The following is a 16,311-nucleotide window of genomic DNA, read 5'->3' as shown; positions in this document are numbered from 1 at the left end:
CTGTTCCTTAAATCAGTAAGGGTCGCAAGATGTACCGTCTGGCCGTAGTAACTAGGAATCTCATAAGGGCACCACACGCGGGGCGCACAATTTAATTCTTACCGGAGTTGGAGTTACTTTTCGGCCCGCTAGATCATAAGTGACCACAACAAAGGCGAAGCCCGTTATGTTGCAAGAGAAGCGAAAAGACCTGGATTCGGAGCGGCAGAAAAAGCTGCTGTTTCGGCTTGTGGATGAACTCAGTCAATCTTCGCCTGATCTGTACTATCGCCCAACCAGTGAGATCGCGACGTACCTTGAAACGTATATTCGTAAGGAAGCAAAACTGTCTGCAGACGATCGGGCCTTGATGAACCGGCTCAGCCGTCGTGATCTGGAAGTGCTATTAAGTTTGCACTGATCCCCAAGAAAAAGGGCCCCCAAACGGCGGCCCTTGATCGTATGTTTGCGACAGCTGAGATCAGCCGTTGACGCTGTCCTTCAGTGCCTTCGCAATGGTCATTTTAACCACCTTGTCGGCCTCTTTCTTGAACTGCTCGCCGGTGGCGGGGTTGCGCACCATGCGCTCGGGGCGTTCGCGGCAGTAGATTTTGCCAACGCCGGGCAGGGTCACTGCGCCGCCGGCCGAAACTTCGCGTGTGATCAGGCCGGTCATGGCCTCCAGCGCGGCGTTCGCGGCTTTTTTGTCAGTCCCCATTTCCTCAGCGAGAGCAGCAACCAGCTGAGTCTTTGTCATAGGCTTTGCCATTTCTTGGTCTCCTTAACGTGCCCGATGTCTTGGGCCTCACCGCGTAACTGTAACGGGATATTGTGGCCGAACACAACGAATAGTAGCGCGAAAAACCCTAAAAATAGGGGGAAAACGTTGCTTTTTTGCTTCAGAGAAAGGCTGTTTCGTCAAAAGAACGCAATTTCCGGCTGTGCAGACGCTCAAGCGGCATGCCTCGCAGGTGTTCCATCGCGCGAATTCCGATCGCCAAATGGCGGCTGACCTGTGTGGTATAGAAGTCCGAGGCCATGCCCGGAAGCTTCAATTCCCCGTGCAGCGGTTTGTCCGAGACACAGAGCAAAGTGCCATAGGGCACCCGGAACCGATATCCATTGGCGGCGATCGTGGCGCTTTCCATATCCAGCGCAATCGCGCGAGACTGGCTGAGGCGCTGCACCGGGCCGGACTGGTCGCGCAGTTCCCAGTTGCGGTTGTCGACCGAGGCGACGGTGCCGGTGCGCATGACGCGCTTTAGCTCGTAGCCGTCCAGTTCTGTCACTTCGGCCACGGCGCGTTCCAACGCCACCTGCACTTCGGCCAAGGGCGGGATCGGCACCCAGACGGGCAGGTCATCGTCCAGCACCTTGTCTTCACGTAGATAGGCATGGGCCAGCACGAAATCCCCCAGCGCCTGCGTGTTGCGCAAGCCGGCGCAATGGCCAACCATCAGCCACGCATGTGGTCGCAGAACTGCGATATGGTCGGTCGCGGTTTTTGCGTTGGATGGCCCCACCCCGATATTGACCAACGTGATCCCCGACCCATCGGCGCGTTTCAGGTGGTAGGTCGGCATCTGAGGCAGCTTCAGCGGCTGCTCCAAAACGCCATCGGCCGAGGTGATCTGCGCATTCCCGGTTGACACAAAGCTGGTATAGCCGCTTTCCGGGTCGGCCAGTTGTTCGCGGGCGTAGTTCTCGAACTCGGACACGTAGAACTGGTAGTTGGTGAACAGCACATGGTTTTGGAAGTGGCTGGGATCGGTGGCAGTGTAGTGCGCCAGACGGGCCAGCGAATAATCCACACGCTGGGCGGTGAACAGCGCCAAGGGGCCAATCTCGGTTTCGTGGTCATGCACCCCGTTGACGATATCGTCATTGGTGGTCGTCAGATCCGGCACGTCGAACACATCGCGCAAGGTGAATCCCGCCGCGCCCTGATGCGGCACCACGAGGTCGGGGTTATTGGCCACCGCGAAATGAACCGGGATGGGTGTATCCGAGGCGCCAATCGTCACTGGTTGGTCGTGGTTTTTGATCAGCAGGGCAATTTGTTGGGTCAGATAGGCCCGGAACAGATCGGGCCGTGTGACCGTCGTGGCATGGGTGCCGGGTTCCGAGACGTGACCAAAGCTCAGCCGGCTGTCCACATGCGCGTATGAGGTCGTTTTGATGCGAATCTCGGGGTAATAGGCTCTGAAACGCTCAGTCGGAGTGCCTACCTCCATCGCTTTGGCGAAGTTTTCGCACAGGAAACTTGTGGCCTTTTCGTAGAGCTCTTCCAGGCGCGCCACGGCTGCAGCAGGGTCGGTGAATTTCTCAGGGTTTGGGACGTCGGGTGTTCTTATTATTGTCATGCGAGGGGTTCCAAAAGGTCGATCTTTTCAAATGTCCGCACATCCACCAGCCCAAGGTCGGAAATCCGCAGTTCGGGGATCACGACAAGGGCCAGCAGCGAGTGCTGCATATAGGCGTTGTTCAACTGACAGCCGCAGTCCTGCATCGCCTGAACCATCCGGTCCGCCTTGGCGGCCACATCGGCGGCGGGACTGTCGGACATCAGGCCAGCGATGGGCAGTTCCACCATCGCCAGTTCCTCGCCGTCGCGGAAAAGGGTGATACCTCCGCCCACCTCGGCCAGCCGGTTCGCCGCCAGCGCCATCTGTTCGCGGTCGGTGCCGACCACGATCATATGGTGGCTGTCATGCGCTACGGTCGAGGCCATGGCCATGCGCCCTTGATACCCAAAGCCCGAGACAAAGGCGTTCGTGACCCCTCCGGTTGCGCGGTGCCGTTCGACCAGCGCAATCTGGCAGACGTCGCCTTCGCCCTCGACCAGCCCGCCGATGATCGGCAATTCTGCCTTCAGCGCCTTGGTCGGGGCCTGATTCTCCACCACGCCGATCACATTGGCCCGCACGCGGTTGGCACCCTCGGGGGCTTTGATTTCAAAATCGGTATCAGCCAGCACATGGCCCAGATGCACCGTATTGCGCGCGCTGTCCGGCCAGTTCAGATGCGGGCAGTCCACGGTGATCGCGCCATTTTCGGCGACGATCTGGCCGCGGGCGATCGCCACCTCAATTGGAAGCTCGCGCAAATCAGAACTGAGGATAACATCCGCCCGCCTGCCCGGTGTGATCGACCCGATCTCGCGTTCCAGCCCGAAATGGGTGGCTGTGTTGATCGTCGCCATTTGCAGTGCGATCAGCGGGTCACATCCGCAGGCAATCGCGTGGCGCACCACGCGGTTCATATGCCCCTCATTCACCAATGTACCCGAGTGGCAATCATCCGTGCACAGAATAAAGCCGCGCGGGTCTAACCCTTTCTCGGTCACCGCCGTGATCTGGCTTTCCACGTCATACCAGGCCGAGCCCAGCCGCATCATCGACCGCATCCCCTGCCGCACCCGAGCTATGGCGTCGGCTTCGCAAGTTCCCTCGTGGTCGTCAGCGGGGCCGCCGGCAACATAAGCCGCAAAATCAGGCCCTAAATCGGGTGATGCATAGTGTCCTCCCACGGTTTTGCCCGCATTCTGAGTCGCCGCGATCTCGGCCAGCATCTTGCGGTCGCCGTGGATCACACCGGGGAAATTCATCATCTCACCCAATCCGATGATGCCGGGCCAGTTCATCGCCTCGGCCACGTCCTCGGGGGTGATTTCATAGCCCGTTGTTTCAAGCCCTGGGGCCGACGGCGCGCAGGACGGCATCTGGGTGAAGATGTTAACCGGTTGCATCAACGCCTCGTCATGCATCATGCGCACGCCGTCCAGTCCCAGCACATTGGCAATCTCATGCGGGTCGGTGAACATCGACGTCGTGCCATGAGGAATGACCGCGCGGGCAAACTCCGCCGGGGTCAGCATCCCTGATTCGATATGCATATGCGCGTCGCACAGACCGGGCAGCATATAGCGCCCATTGGCCTCGATGATCTGCGTCTTTGGGCCGATGCAATGCGAGGCATCCAGTCCCACATAGGCGATGCGCCCGTCTGCGATCGCGATGTCATGATCCGGCAGCGCTTCGCGCGTGTGTACGTTCACCCAGATCCCGCCGCGCACGACCATGTCGGCTGGATCACGTCCAGCGGCAACAGCGATCAATCGGGGGGCGGTATCGGGCCAACTTGGGAAAGGCGTATATTCCATGGCTCAACTTTTCTGAATGTGTCCGAAGGTGCAACCCCTGCCGAACATCTATCATCAAACCGTCACGCAGCGCGTCAGCGCTGCCCGGCCCAACCAAAGGAGGGGGCGCGAAAGCGCCCCTGACGATGGGCGGGAGCGCCTACCCCGCCAGATCGCGGGCAATTTCCCGCCTTACCCAATCGGCGAACAGGACGGCACCCGGCGTTTCCTCGGCCTGAGGCGACAGTAGCAGGTAATAAGCCTCGGGCATCTCCGCACGATACTCAAACGGAGCCACCAGTTGTCCGCGCTCGATCAGGTCGCGAGCTATGGTGTCATGGGTCAGGCAATACCCACCCCCGGCCATCGCAACAGACAGGCTAACCAGATAGGTTGTTGAATAGGTTATGGGTGAATTTTCCCAATTTAGACCCTGTTCCGTGATCCAATTCTGCCAATTCGACAACAGGTTAGAGCAATCAAACAGGGGTTGTTCCTGAATATCTTCCAGCCGCACTTCATAGCCCGGCGCGCAGACCGGGTAATAGTGATCGGTGCGCAGTAACTCGGTGCGCACCGTGTCGGACGGGCGCAGGGAATAGCGGATTTCGACCGCAGCGCCCTCGGCCATTTCGCGCGGCTCCCAGAGTTCGGTGAAGATGTTCAATTGCACATCCGGGTGCGCAGCCCGGAACCGGGGCAGGCGCGGTCCCAACCAGTTCACGGCAAAAGTGATGTTGCTTTGAACCTGAACCGCGTTCTGCTGCGCGCCGGTGACGGCCTGCGTGCCACGCACCAGCGTGCGAAACGCCTCACGCACCACGGGCAGATAGGTGATTCCGGCCTCGGTCAGCTCTAGCGCGCGAGGACGGCGCAGAAACAGAGGTTGGCCCAGATAACCCTCAAGCGATTTTATCTGCTGACTGACCGCGCTTTGCGTCATGTTCAGATCACGCGCCGCACCGGTGAACGACAAGTGTCGCGCGGCGGCCTCGAACGTACGCAGCCAACCCAGCGGAGGAAGCGATGTCTGCATTGGCATAATCTCACCATTAGTTCAGCTTATGGAATAGGTGAGAATTTTTCGTTGGTCAAATCTGCCTTGCGTCGCCACCTTCTTGAGAAACCAGATGGAGGAGCCCGCCATGACCGTCACCGAATTGCGTCCCAATATCGACTACTGGCCCGAGCGGGTCGACCTGGCTGCCACCTTCCGCTGGACTGAACGCCTGAACATGCACGAGTCCGTGGCCAACCACTTCAGTTTAGCCGTCAACGAGGACGGAACGCAGTTCCTGATGAACGCCAATCAGATGCATTTCGCACGGATCAAGGCGTCGAATCTGTTGCTGCTGGATGCCAATGATCCCGATGTGATGGATCAGCCGGGCGCGCCCGACCCGACCGCTTGGGGCTTGCATGGCTCGATCCACCGCCATTGCCCGCATGCGCGCTGTGTGATGCATGTGCATTCGATCTTTGCAACCGTTCTGGCCTCGTTGGCCGATAGCAGCCTACCGCCGATCGACCAGAACACTGCCACCTTCTACAACCGCTATGTGGTGGACCAGGAATTCGGCGGGCTGGCCTTCGAAAGCGAAGGTGAGCGTTGCGCCGCGATGCTGTCGGACCCGAAGAAGAAGGTCATGATCATGGGCAACCATGGCGTGCTGGTGACTGGCAGCGACCCGGCCGATACGTTCAACCGCCTCTATTACTTCGAACGCGCGGCCGAGACATATATCCGCGCTTTGCAAACCGGCCAGCCCCTGCGTGTCTTGTCCGATGAGATTGCGGAAAAGACCGCGCAGGAACTGGACGACTACCCCGATCAGGCCGAGGCGCATCTGCGGGAAATCAAGGCTCTGCTGGATGCAGAGGGTTCGGATTACGCCAGCTAAAGGCAATTGCCATGACTGATTCTGCACAAGACCCCGAAGCCGCCCGCTGGCACTATCACCCCGAAGGTCCTGTGGGTTTGAACCCGCTGTTCGCATGGCCTCCGCGCCCCGCCTCCGTGTTGAAGTGGTACAGCGGGGCGTGGTTGCAGATTACCTCACTGACCCTGTGTATGGGGCTGGCGGTCATTGCCTATGCCGTATTTTTCCCTGGTTTAGAGTCAATGAAGAGCTTTGCTCCGGGGTGGATGTTCCGCATTTGGATGCTGAACATGGTGCCTCAGATCTTGGTGGCGGGCGGGCTGCATTGGTGGCTTTACATGCGCAAGGGGCAGGGCATGTACAAAAAGTTCGACCGCCGCGACCTGACGCGAGACAACGGCAATTTCACCTTCTGCAATCAGGTCTGGGACAATATCTGGTGGACGCTGGGCAGCGCCATGACCGTGGCGACCGTGTATCAATGGGTGATCTATTGGGCGATGGCCAACGGATATGTGCCGACAGTCACTTGGGCCAGCGCGCCGATTTGGTTTATCGTCTGGATGTTGTTCATCCCGATGTGGTCTGGCTTGCATTTCTATTGGGTGCATCGGCTGGAGCATCACCCAAAGCTCTATAAACACGTCCACGCCGTGCATCATCGCAACGTCAATATCGGCCCGTGGTCGGGGATATCGAACCATTGGTATGAAAACCTGCTGTATTTCACGACCTATTTCATTCATCTGATCGTGCCGTCCCACCCTCTGCATCTTCTGTTTCACACGTTTTTCCAGCAGATCAGCCCGGTTCTGTCCCATTCAGGGTTTGAAAAGCTGAAAGCCGGAGAAACTGAAGCGGCCCGTGCGGGGGACTTTTTTCACCAGCTTCATCACCGGTATTTCGAGTGCAACTATGGCACCTCGGAGATCCCCTTCGACAAGTGGTTTGGCACCTATCACGATGGGTCTGCCGAGGCGACGACGCGGACGCGGGCCTATAAAAAGCAGATGTATACCTAACCGGATCGCATTGCGCGCGGGGTGGTCCCGAACTCGGTCCGAAAGGCTCGGGTCAGGGCGCTGGGGTCGTCATAGCCTGCGCGCAGGGCGATCTCGGCGATGGTCAGGTCGGTCTCGGCTGCCAGTTTCCGGGCCAGGTTCAGGCGCAGGCGGCGATAGACCTGTGCGGGGCCTGCGCCCAGTTCGGTTTGCATTCGGGCCGCCAGTGCCTTTTGCGATCGTCCAACCCGGCGGGCGATCTCGGGGATGGGCAAGGGCGTTTCCAGGTGTTCCTGCATCAGCGCCAGCGCCTTGTTCACATAGCTGCTGGTCGCACCCGCCCCGCCCGAATGAGACCTGGCGGAATCGCGGGTCATGAAAAGCTGCGCAACCTCCAGCGCCAAAGCCTGCCCGTGGTCTCGCCCAATCAGGTGCAGCACCAGATCAAACGCCGCCATCGCGCCAGAACAGGTAATGCGGTCGCCGTCGATCACGTAGCGTTCGCGCTGTGCGTCTATCTCGGGGAACCGCTCGGTAAAACTGCCCAATTCTTCCCAGTGGATCGTCGCACGGTGCCCGTCCAGTAATCCGGCCAGCGCCAACAACCAGCTTCCTGTGTCCAGCCCGGCCAGCGCACTGTAACGCCCCGCTGCGGATCGCAACCCCGCCAGCGTCCGCCACCCGCCATGGGCGCGAAACCCGTAAGAGGGCATGACGAGCAACGTATCGCCCCGTGCATTCTGCAAGATGTCATGTGGTGCGACTTGGAGCCCCGAAGATGACGTGACGGGCGCACGATCTAGTGACAGAAATTGCCAGTCATACAGCTTGCGCCCCGCGATGGAATTCGCCGCCCGCAAGGGTTCGACCGCATTCGCAAGGCAGTGGTTGGAAAAGCCGTCGAACAGAAGCACTCCGAATTGCTGCGGCGCAGCGGGGGATTTGATCCATTTTTGCATGATTTAGGTCTATTTTTGCATATTCAGATTGGCAAGCCACGTCAGGATATCCGCAACCCCAGATGTGGAGACCCCAGATGCAATATGGCCTGTCCGACGAACAAGAGATGATCGCCGCGACCGTTCGCAACTTTGTCGAAAACGAAATCTACCCGCACGAAGAGTTGGTCGAGCGGACCGGCGAAGTCCCACACGAGATCGCCGCCGAGATCAAGCGCAAGACGATCGAGTTGGGTTTTTACGCTTGCAACTTCCCGGAAAGCGTCGGCTGTGCCGGGCTAAACCATCTGGAATTTGCGCTGGTCGAACGCGAGTTGGGCCGGGGATCGATGGCGTTGAACCATTTCTTCGGGCGGCCTCAGAACATTCTGATGGCATGCGAAGGCGATCAGGTCGACCGTTACCTGATGCCGGCCGTCCGGGGTGAAAAGATGGACGCGCTGGCGATGACTGAACCGGGTGCGGGTTCGGACGTGCGGGGGATGAAATGCGCTGCCGTGCGAGATGGGGGCGACTGGGTGGTCAATGGCACCAAGCACTTCATCTCGGGCGCGGAACATGCAGACTTTATCATCGTCTTCATCGCAACCGGTGAAGATCAGACACCGAAAGGCCCCAAGAAACGCATCACTGCCTTTCTGGTCGATCGCGGCACCCCCGGCTTCACAATCCGGGATGGGTACAAGTCGGTCAGCCATCGCGGCTACAAGAACATGGTGCTGGACTTCGACGATTGCCGCCTGCCGGATGCGCAGGTTCTGGGCGAGGTCGATGGCGGGTTTCAGGTGATGAACACTTGGCTCTATGCCACCCGGATCACCGTTGCCGCCATGTCGGTCGGTCGCGCGCGCCGAGCGTTCGACTATGCGCTGGACTATGCCGCCACGCGTGAGCAATTCGGCCAGAAGATCGGCAAGTTTCAGGGCGTCTCATTCCAGATTGCAGACATGATCACCGAGATTGATGCCGCCGATCTGCTGACCCTTGCTGCCGCCGATCGTCTGGACAAGGGGCTGCCCGCCAACCGTGAGATCGCCTCGGCCAAATTGTACGCCTCGGAAATGCTGGCCCGGGTGACAGATGCGGCGATTCAGGTGCATGGCGGGATGGGTCTGATGGACGACTACCCGCTGGAGCGATTCTGGCGTGACGCGCGTGTCGAACGCATCTGGGACGGAACCAGCGAGATTCAGCGCCACATCATCAGCCGCGATCTGCTGCGGGCGCTGGGCGCATGACGACAGCGCTGGCCCGAGCGCTGAACCCTAAAACTATCGCCGTGATCGGCGGAGGCGCGTGGTGTGCGGCAGTCATCGAACAGGCGCGCAAGTTCGGGTTCAAGGGCGAGATTTGGCCGGTTCATCCTAAAGCGGTCGAAGTTGCTGGGGAGCGGGCGTTCCCAACGCTCGAAAATTTACCCTCTGCACCTGACATGGCATTTATCGGTATCAACCGCCACGCAACCGTCGAGGCGGTTGCGGTTCTGTCCGCGATGGGTGCGGGCGGCGCGGTCTGTTTTGCCTCGGGTTTTACCGAGGCTCAGGCCGAAGACCAATCAGGCGCGGGCTTGCAGGATCAACTGATCGCCGCCGCCGGTGAGATGCCAATATTGGGTCCGAATTGTTATGGCTTCATTAACGGTTTGGATCGCGTGGCCGTATGGCCCGATCAGCACGGCATGCGACCTGTGGATCGCGGAGTCGCGATCCTGACGCAAAGCTCGAACATTGCCATCAACATGACCATGCAGCGCCGCGCTTTGCCGTTGGCCTTCATGCTGACCTGTGGGAACCAGGCGCAGACGCATCAAGCCCAGATTGCCTCGGCGTTGTTGGATGACGACCGCATTACGGCCATCGGCGTGCATATCGAAGGGTTTGGCGATCTGCGCAAATGGGAGGCGCTGGCTAAAAAGGCTCGTCAGTGCGGTGTCCCGATTGTCGCGCTGAAGATGGGACGGTCGGTCCATGCCCAGGCGGCAACGATTTCGCATACGGCCTCGCTGGCGGGTCAAGACGCGGGTGCGCAGGCGTTTCTGGATCGGTTGGGGATTGCCCGCTTGGATGACATCCCCAGCTTTCTGGAATGCCTCAAGCTGTTGCATGTAACCGGGCGTCTGGACAGCAACGGGCTTGGTACGATCAGCTGCTCGGGGGGCGAGGCCAGTTTGGCCGCTGATATGGCTGAGGGTCGCGATCTGCACTTTCCGCCTCTGACGGATACGCAACGCACCGATCTGCGCGCGGCTTTGGGGCCGATGGTGGCGCTGGCGAATCCGCTGGACTACCACACCTATATCTGGCGCGACACGCAGGCGATGACGCGCGCGTGGTCTGCGATGATGGGGCCGGAACAGGCACTGACTATGGCCATTGTGGACTATCCGCACACTGATCAAACCGATTGGACCTGTGCGACGCAGGCCGCGTTGAATTGCGTGGCACAAACCGGGCGGCCCTTTGCAGTAACGGCGACTCTGCCCGAGTTGATGCCCGAGCACGTCGCGCAGCGACTGATGGATGGCGGGGTTATTCCCTTCGCCGGGCTGCATGAGGCACTGTCGGCTGTCGAAGCGGCGGCGCGCCCTGCAGGTCAGGACTCTGATCCGGTGGTCCTTCCCAGTACTGCCAATCCAAACGTTACGCTGACCGAGGCGGAGGCCAAGGACCAGCTTGCAGCCTTCGGTGTGTCCACTCCGAAAAGGTTGGTGATTCAGGCCGATGCCGCCTGTGCGGGTGACTTGACCGGTCCTTTCGCCGTCAAGGGCGTTGGACTGGCCCATAAGTCGGATCACGGGGCGGTTCAGTTAGGGGTAAGCGCGGGCGATTTGCCGGCCGTCGCGGCCCATATCGGCACCCATGAAGTTCTGATCGAGGAAATGGCGCCCGAAGGCGTTGCCGAGTTGCTAATCGGTGTCACCTGCGATCCGGCCCATGGTTATGTTCTGACCTTAGGCGCTGGCGGGGTGTTGACGGAAATCCTACGGGACTCGGTGTCTCTGCTGATCCCGTCGCCTCGGAATGTAGTTGAAAAGGCGCTGGGCGAGCTGGCCTGTGCGCCGTTGTTGGCTGGCTATCGCGGCAAGCCCGCCGCAGATATGGGCGCGATCCTGGATACGGTCGAGGCCGTGCAGGCCTATGTTATTGCCAACGCAACCCATGTCAGCGAAGTTGAAATCAATCCGCTTATCTGCGGGCCTAAAGGGGCCGTGGCGGTGGATGCACTGATCCGAAAGGCACGCACATGAACCCGGTCAAAACCCAGCGCGACGGCGCGATATTGCAGGTCACTCTGGACCGTCCCAAAGCCAATGCGATTGATCTGGCCACCAGCCGCGTTATGGGCGAGGTGTTTCGGGATTTCCGCGATGACCCGGACCTGCGCGTGGTGATCATCACCGGCGGCGGCGACAAGTTCTTTTGCCCCGGCTGGGATCTGAAGGCTGCGGCGGATGGCGACGCAGTGGATGGCGATTATGGTGTGGGCGGCTTCGGCGGGTTGCAAGAGCTGCGCGATATGAACAAGCCGGTGATTGCCGCCGTGAACGGTATCGCCTGCGGTGGCGGGCTGGAACTGGCGCTGAGCGCGGACATGATCATCGCCGCAGATCACGCCAGCTTCGCCCTGCCCGAAATCCGATCCGGCACCGTTGCGGATGCGGCCAGTGTCAAACTGCCCAAGCGCATCCCCTATCACATCGCGATGGAATTATTACTGACGGGCCGCTGGTTCACCCCGGATGAGGCCAAGAACTGGGGTCTGGTCAACGAAATCGTGCCCGGCGATCAGCTGATGGACCGCGCATGGGAACTGGCGCGTTTGCTGGCCAGCGGGCCGCCTCTGGTCTATGCCGCGATCAAAGAGATTGTGCGCGAGGCTGAAGACTCCAAGTTTCAGGACGCCATGAACCGGATCACACGGCGGCAGTTGCCGACCGTGGATACTCTGTACGGGTCCGAGGACAATCTGGAAGGTGCTCGCGCCTTTGCTGAAAAACGCGATCCGGTCTGGAAGGGGCGCTAAACTCGTTCGAACAGGGCGATCAAAGCCGTATCGTCCTTGTTTGGGCCGTTGGCAAGTTCGCCGTAGATTCGAACCTCGGGTAGGGCGAGATTCCTAATCTGGCCCTGTGCCAGTTTGTGCAGAGCTTCGGCAAACCCCAGTTTTTTATAGTGCTGCGCGTTGATCGACAGGGCGAATTGCGCTCCGGGGCGGGCGACGCGCAGCAAGGGCATCAAAGCCTCGGGGCCCAGATGGCCATGGGTGAAGGTGCCTGACGACACGACGCCCGAGTAGTTTTCGCGCGGAACCGGGATACCCTCGTTCAGGTCAGCTTCTATCGCGTCGCGGTAGATATCCTTGCGCATGGCCTGATCCAGCATCTCGGCGCTGATATCGGTGGCGTCGATAGGTCCGACACCCAAACCTGCAAGAACGGCTCCGCACAATCCTGTTCCGGCTCCGACATCCAGCACCGGACCCTGACCTCCTGCGCCTACAAACGCGCGGGCGGTGCGGATATGCAGCTGGTAATCCTCTCGGGTGGCAAAGCCTTCGTCATAGTCCCCGGCCCATTCGGCATATAGCCGTCGGTTATCTTCGGGTGTTTCTAGCGCATAAGCCGTGTGCAGATCGGGGGTTTTGTCACTCATGCCTAAAAGAAAGGCGCATTGAGAGATTCGAATCAAGTATCCCGTCGACCCCGCTTGCATCCGGTGGATTTGCGGATCATCAATGGCGGCATGACAGGTACTCTATTTTCGTTTGGTCATGGCTATTCCGCGCAGGAGTTGACGCGACTGCTGTCGCCCAATGGATGGCGGGCTATCGGAACCACGCGGGATCCGGCGCAATCACCGGCTTTACGGGCATCTGGGGCGGAACCAGTTGTCTGGCCGGGACAGCAGGTCAATCTGGACGGGGTGACGCATCTGCTGATCTCAACGGCACCCAATGCTGATGGCGATCCGGTTCTGGCAGCGCTGCAAGACGAAATCATGGCACGGGCTGCACAGTTCAAGTGGGTTGGGTACTTGTCCACAACCGCCGTTTACGGTGATCATCAAGGTGCGTGGGTGGATGAATCAACTCCTGTGACGCCCACGGCCCAACGCGGCAAATGGCGGGTTCAAGCCGAGCAGCAATGGTTGGGTATTCCGAACCTGCCGACCCATATCTTTCGGTTGGCCGGCATTTACGGCCCCGGACGCGGTCCATTTTCCAAACTGAAACGCGTTGGGATGCGGCGGATCATCAAGCCGGGTCAAGTATTCTCTCGCATTCATGTGGCCGACATTGCGCAGGTTCTTGCTGCGTCCATGTCTGCGCCCAATCCGGGCGCCATATATAACGTCTGCGATGATGAGCCGGTCCCTCCACAAGACGTAATTGCCTATGCGGCGGAATTGCAGGGGCTGCCTCTACCACCCGCGGTCCCGTTTGATGAGGCGGAACTAACCCCCATGGCGCGTAGCTTCTACAATGAGAACAAGCGCGTCAGGAACGACCGGATCAAGGATGAACTGGGCGTGAAGCTTCTGTATCCTGATTACCGGGTTGGCTTGGACTCGTTAACGCGAGACGGATGATCTTTTTATGATAATTTTTAGTTATCACAATCATCCGAAAACAAAACTTTTTAGCATAGCTTGAATTTGCTAGGAGTGGCGTCGACAAGACCCGAGAGTCGCTGTTGCCCGCCCTGCTGCCTGCGCGAATTTTCGCGGCGCCTGTAGGATGGATAAAAGTGTCATCTATATGTGTTCTTGACCGACCGAGTTTTTAGCGGCGCCACAGCGCCGGAATTTTGCCAGGAATGGAGATCGACATGGACGGAAGTGATAACCCCAAAGCAGGCGGATGCCCTGTCATGCACGGCGCAGGAACCCGGTCTAACCGGGACTGGTGGCCGAACCAGCTGAACCTGTCGATCCTGCATCAGCACGGACCGGCCTCGAATCCGATGGATGCGGATTTCGATTACGCCGAAGCGTTCAAGGCTCTGGACATGAAGGCGCTGAAGGAAGACCTCTATGCGCTGATGACGGATTCGCAGGACTGGTGGCCTGCGGACTATGGCCATTACGGCGGGTTCTTCATCCGTATGGCGTGGCACAGCGCGGGCACCTACCGAACGGCAGATGGCCGTGGTGGGGCCTCGACCGGGAACCAGCGGTTTGCGCCGCTGAACAGCTGGCCAGACAACGGCAACCTCGATAAAGCGCGTCGTCTGCTGTGGCCGATCAAGCAGAAATACGGCAACCAGATTTCCTGGGCCGACCTGATGATTCTGGCGGGTAACTGCGCCATCGAGTCGATGGGCGGCAAGACCTTCGGTTTCGCCGGTGGTCGCGAAGACATCTGGGCCCCAGAGGAGGACATCTATTGGGGTTCGGAAACCGAATGGCTGGCCCCAACGGACAACCCGCATAGCCGTTACTCGGGCGAGCGGGATCTGGAAAACCCACTGGCCGCCGTGCAGATGGGTCTGATCTACGTGAACCCAGAAGGTCCGGACGGACAGCCCGACGCGCTGGCCTCGGGCCGTGATATCCGCGACACCTTCGGTCGTATGGCGATGAATGACGAGGAAACAGTCGCTCTGGTCGCAGGTGGCCACACCTTTGGTAAGGCCCATGGTGCGGGTGAACCCGATCTGGTCGGTCCCGATCCAGAGGCCGCTCCGATTGAAGAGATGGGCTTTGGCTGGATTAACAAGTTTGGCTCGGGCAAGGGTGACGACACCACCACCTCGGGGATCGAGGGCGCGTGGACGGCCAACCCCACTAAGTGGGACAACGGCTATTTCGACCTGCTGTTCGGCTATGACTGGAACCTGACCAAAAGCCCCTCGGGCGCGTGGATCTGGGAGCCGGTGAACGTCAAAGAAGAAGACATGGCCCCGCAGGCGCACGATCCGTCGAAAAAGGTCAAAACCATGATGACCACCGCCGATATGGCGATGCGCATGGACCCGATCTATGGCCCGATTTCGAAACGCTTCCACGAAAACCCGGAAGAGTTCGCCGATGCCTTTGCTCGCGCATGGTTCAAGCTGACCCACCGCGATATGGGCCCCCGCTCGGCCTATATCGGTGAAGAGGCCCCGACCGAAGAGCTGATCTGGCAGGACAACGTCCCCGCTGTGGATCACGATCTGGTGGATGACGCGGACGTAGCCGACCTGAAAGCCAAGATCGCGGCAACCGGCCTGTCGGTGTCGGAACTGGTATCGACCGCTTGGGCTTCGGCCTCGACCTTCCGCGGGTCGGACAAGCGCGGTGGTGCCAATGGTGCCCGTATCCGCCTTGCCCCCCAGAAAGACTGGGATGTGAACGAGCCGATGAAATTATCCAAGGCGCTTGATGCGTTGGAAGGCGTACAGGCTGCGTTCAACGAAGCGCAGTCGGGCGGTAAAAAGGTCTCGCTGGCGGATGTGATCGTTCTGGCCGGTGCCGTAGGTATCGAACAGGCGGCCAAGGCTGGCGGTCAGGATGTCGAGGTTCCGTTTACTCCGGGCCGCACTGATGCGTCGCAGGACCAGACTGATGTCGATAGCTTTGCTGTGATGGAGCCCATCGCTGATGGCTTCCGCAACTACCAGAAAGGTGACTATACCGTTTCACCCGAAGAGCTGCTGGTCGACAAAGCCCAGCTGCTGACCCTGTCCGCGCCCGAGATGACAGCACTTGTCGGTGGCCTGCGTGTGATGGGTGCCAATTTCGGCGATACCAAGCACGGCGTGTTCACGGATCGAGTCGGTACTCTCAGCACCGACTTCTTCACCAACTTGCTGGACATGAGCACCGAATGGAAACTCGCAGGCAAGGGCGTCTATGAGGGCCGCGACCGCGCCAGCGGTGAGGTCAAGTGGACCGGCACCCGTGTTGATCTGGTCTTTGGCTCGAACTCGCAACTGCGGGCGCTGGCCGAGGTCTATGGCCAGTCCGGGGCCGAAGCCAAGTTCACCGCCGACTTTGTGTCCGCTTGGACCAAGGTGATGAATGCGGACCGGTTCGACCTGAAATAATTAAGACTACCACCACTCACAAAACGACGCCGCGCGAGGGAACTCGGGCGGCGTTTCTTTTGGCTGGATCCAGCAGGCGTACCAAGCATTGGGTACGATTCCACAGAAAGCGATCGTGCTACAGGATTAAGACGCGTCCATGGACGGGTTTTTGATCCTGTTTGTGAAGGTAACTTATTGTTTTTATTAAGGTCAGGAAGTTTCTTCTGAGAAATGTAAAGTTTTTTCAAAATGGGGGTTGCAGGTCCCAGACCTAATCCGTAAATACCCCTTCACCGGCGCTGCTGAGGCGGTGCTGGGGCGCTGGAGACGGTGCTGACGG

14 protein-coding genes are annotated in these 16,311 nt (G+C 59.4%); 8 read left to right on the top strand and 6 right to left on the bottom strand.

Translation table 11 applies throughout. The features are described 5' to 3' along the window. Window positions 1–166: 166 nt before the first annotated feature. Entirely contained in the window at window positions 167–400 is a 234-nt protein-coding gene (locus tag AC2TAD_RS15780; RefSeq protein WP_170355542.1) for a hypothetical protein, read from the top strand. Window positions 401–460: 60 nt separating this feature from the next. Here the strand turns inward: AC2TAD_RS15780 and AC2TAD_RS15775 are convergent, their stop codons facing one another. The 4 genes from AC2TAD_RS15775 to AC2TAD_RS15760 form a co-directional block, all read right to left on the bottom strand. Beyond that, on the bottom strand, window positions 461–748 hold the full coding sequence (locus AC2TAD_RS15775) for an HU family DNA-binding protein (protein WP_039533371.1): 288 nt from the start codon (window positions 746–748) through the stop codon (window positions 461–463). Window positions 749–878: 130 nt separating this feature from the next. Further along, window positions 879–2,342, bottom strand: a complete 1,464-nt coding sequence (locus AC2TAD_RS15770; RefSeq protein ID WP_480868799.1) for an AMP nucleosidase — start codon at window positions 2,340–2,342, stop codon at window positions 879–881. Continuing rightward, the gene (gene ade / locus AC2TAD_RS15765; protein ID WP_480868797.1) at window positions 2,339–4,141 is read right to left on the bottom strand and encodes an adenine deaminase; all 1,803 of its coding nucleotides are present in this window, start codon (window positions 4,139–4,141) and stop codon (window positions 2,339–2,341) included. The genes AC2TAD_RS15770 and ade overlap by 4 nt, the downstream gene beginning before the upstream one ends. 139 nt (window positions 4,142–4,280) lie before the next feature. Beyond that, the gene (locus AC2TAD_RS15760; RefSeq protein ID WP_170771530.1) at window positions 4,281–5,156 is read right to left on the bottom strand and encodes a LysR family transcriptional regulator; all 876 of its coding nucleotides are present in this window, start codon (window positions 5,154–5,156) and stop codon (window positions 4,281–4,283) included. Window positions 5,157–5,265: 109 nt separating this feature from the next. Here AC2TAD_RS15760 and AC2TAD_RS15755 point away from each other — a divergent pair, with 109 nt between their 5' ends. Both AC2TAD_RS15755 and AC2TAD_RS15750 read left to right on the top strand, forming a co-directional pair. Further along, window positions 5,266–6,021 (top strand): class II aldolase and adducin N-terminal domain-containing protein, encoded by a 756-nt coding sequence (locus AC2TAD_RS15755; RefSeq protein ID WP_480868795.1) that lies wholly within the window; start codon window positions 5,266–5,268, stop codon window positions 6,019–6,021. Window positions 6,022–6,032: 11 nt separating this feature from the next. Further along, complete coding sequence (locus tag AC2TAD_RS15750; RefSeq protein ID WP_480868793.1) at window positions 6,033–7,022, top strand: sterol desaturase family protein; 990 nt, start codon at window positions 6,033–6,035, stop codon at window positions 7,020–7,022. On the opposite strand, the gene AC2TAD_RS15745 is transcribed toward AC2TAD_RS15750, so the two are convergent. Then, window positions 7,019–7,960, bottom strand: a complete 942-nt coding sequence (locus AC2TAD_RS15745; protein WP_480868791.1) for a GlxA family transcriptional regulator — start codon at window positions 7,958–7,960, stop codon at window positions 7,019–7,021. The genes AC2TAD_RS15750 and AC2TAD_RS15745 overlap by 4 nt on opposite strands. 77 nt (window positions 7,961–8,037) lie before the next feature. Here AC2TAD_RS15745 and AC2TAD_RS15740 point away from each other — a divergent pair, with 77 nt between their 5' ends. Genes AC2TAD_RS15740 through AC2TAD_RS15730 form a run of 3 tightly spaced genes read left to right on the top strand, consistent with a single transcriptional unit; the run spans window position 8,038 to window position 11,983 of the window. After that, window positions 8,038–9,198, top strand: a complete 1,161-nt coding sequence (locus AC2TAD_RS15740; protein WP_480869032.1) for an acyl-CoA dehydrogenase family protein — start codon at window positions 8,038–8,040, stop codon at window positions 9,196–9,198. Continuing rightward, window positions 9,195–11,207: an acetate--CoA ligase family protein gene (locus tag AC2TAD_RS15735; protein ID WP_480868789.1), complete on the top strand. Its 2,013-nt coding sequence runs from the start codon at window positions 9,195–9,197 to the stop codon at window positions 11,205–11,207. The genes AC2TAD_RS15740 and AC2TAD_RS15735 overlap by 4 nt, the downstream gene beginning before the upstream one ends. Continuing rightward, window positions 11,204–11,983 carry a carnitinyl-CoA dehydratase gene (locus tag AC2TAD_RS15730; protein ID WP_480868787.1) on the top strand — a complete coding sequence of 260 codons (780 nt, stop codon included), beginning with the start codon at window positions 11,204–11,206 and terminating at the stop codon, window positions 11,981–11,983. Before AC2TAD_RS15735 ends, AC2TAD_RS15730 begins: the two co-directional genes overlap by 4 nt. On the opposite strand, the gene AC2TAD_RS15725 is transcribed toward AC2TAD_RS15730, so the two are convergent. Further along, window positions 11,980–12,612, bottom strand: coding sequence for a class I SAM-dependent DNA methyltransferase (locus AC2TAD_RS15725; protein WP_480868785.1), 633 nt, complete (start codon window positions 12,610–12,612; stop codon window positions 11,980–11,982). The two genes, AC2TAD_RS15730 and AC2TAD_RS15725, sit on opposite strands and share 4 nt — an antisense overlap. Window positions 12,613–12,702: 90 nt before the next feature. Here AC2TAD_RS15725 and AC2TAD_RS15720 point away from each other — a divergent pair, with 90 nt between their 5' ends. Beyond that, window positions 12,703–13,548, top strand: a complete 846-nt coding sequence (locus AC2TAD_RS15720; protein ID WP_480869031.1) for an SDR family oxidoreductase — start codon at window positions 12,703–12,705, stop codon at window positions 13,546–13,548. 239 nt (window positions 13,549–13,787) lie between these two features. Further along, on the top strand, window positions 13,788–15,989 hold the full coding sequence (gene katG, locus AC2TAD_RS15715) for a catalase/peroxidase HPI (RefSeq protein WP_480868783.1): 2,202 nt from the start codon (window positions 13,788–13,790) through the stop codon (window positions 15,987–15,989). The last annotated feature ends 322 nt before the right edge of the window (window positions 15,990–16,311 follow it).

It is taken from the genome of Ruegeria sp. HKCCD7628, assembly GCF_057221005.1.
This window is presented reverse-complemented; position numbering and strand designations above follow the sequence as displayed.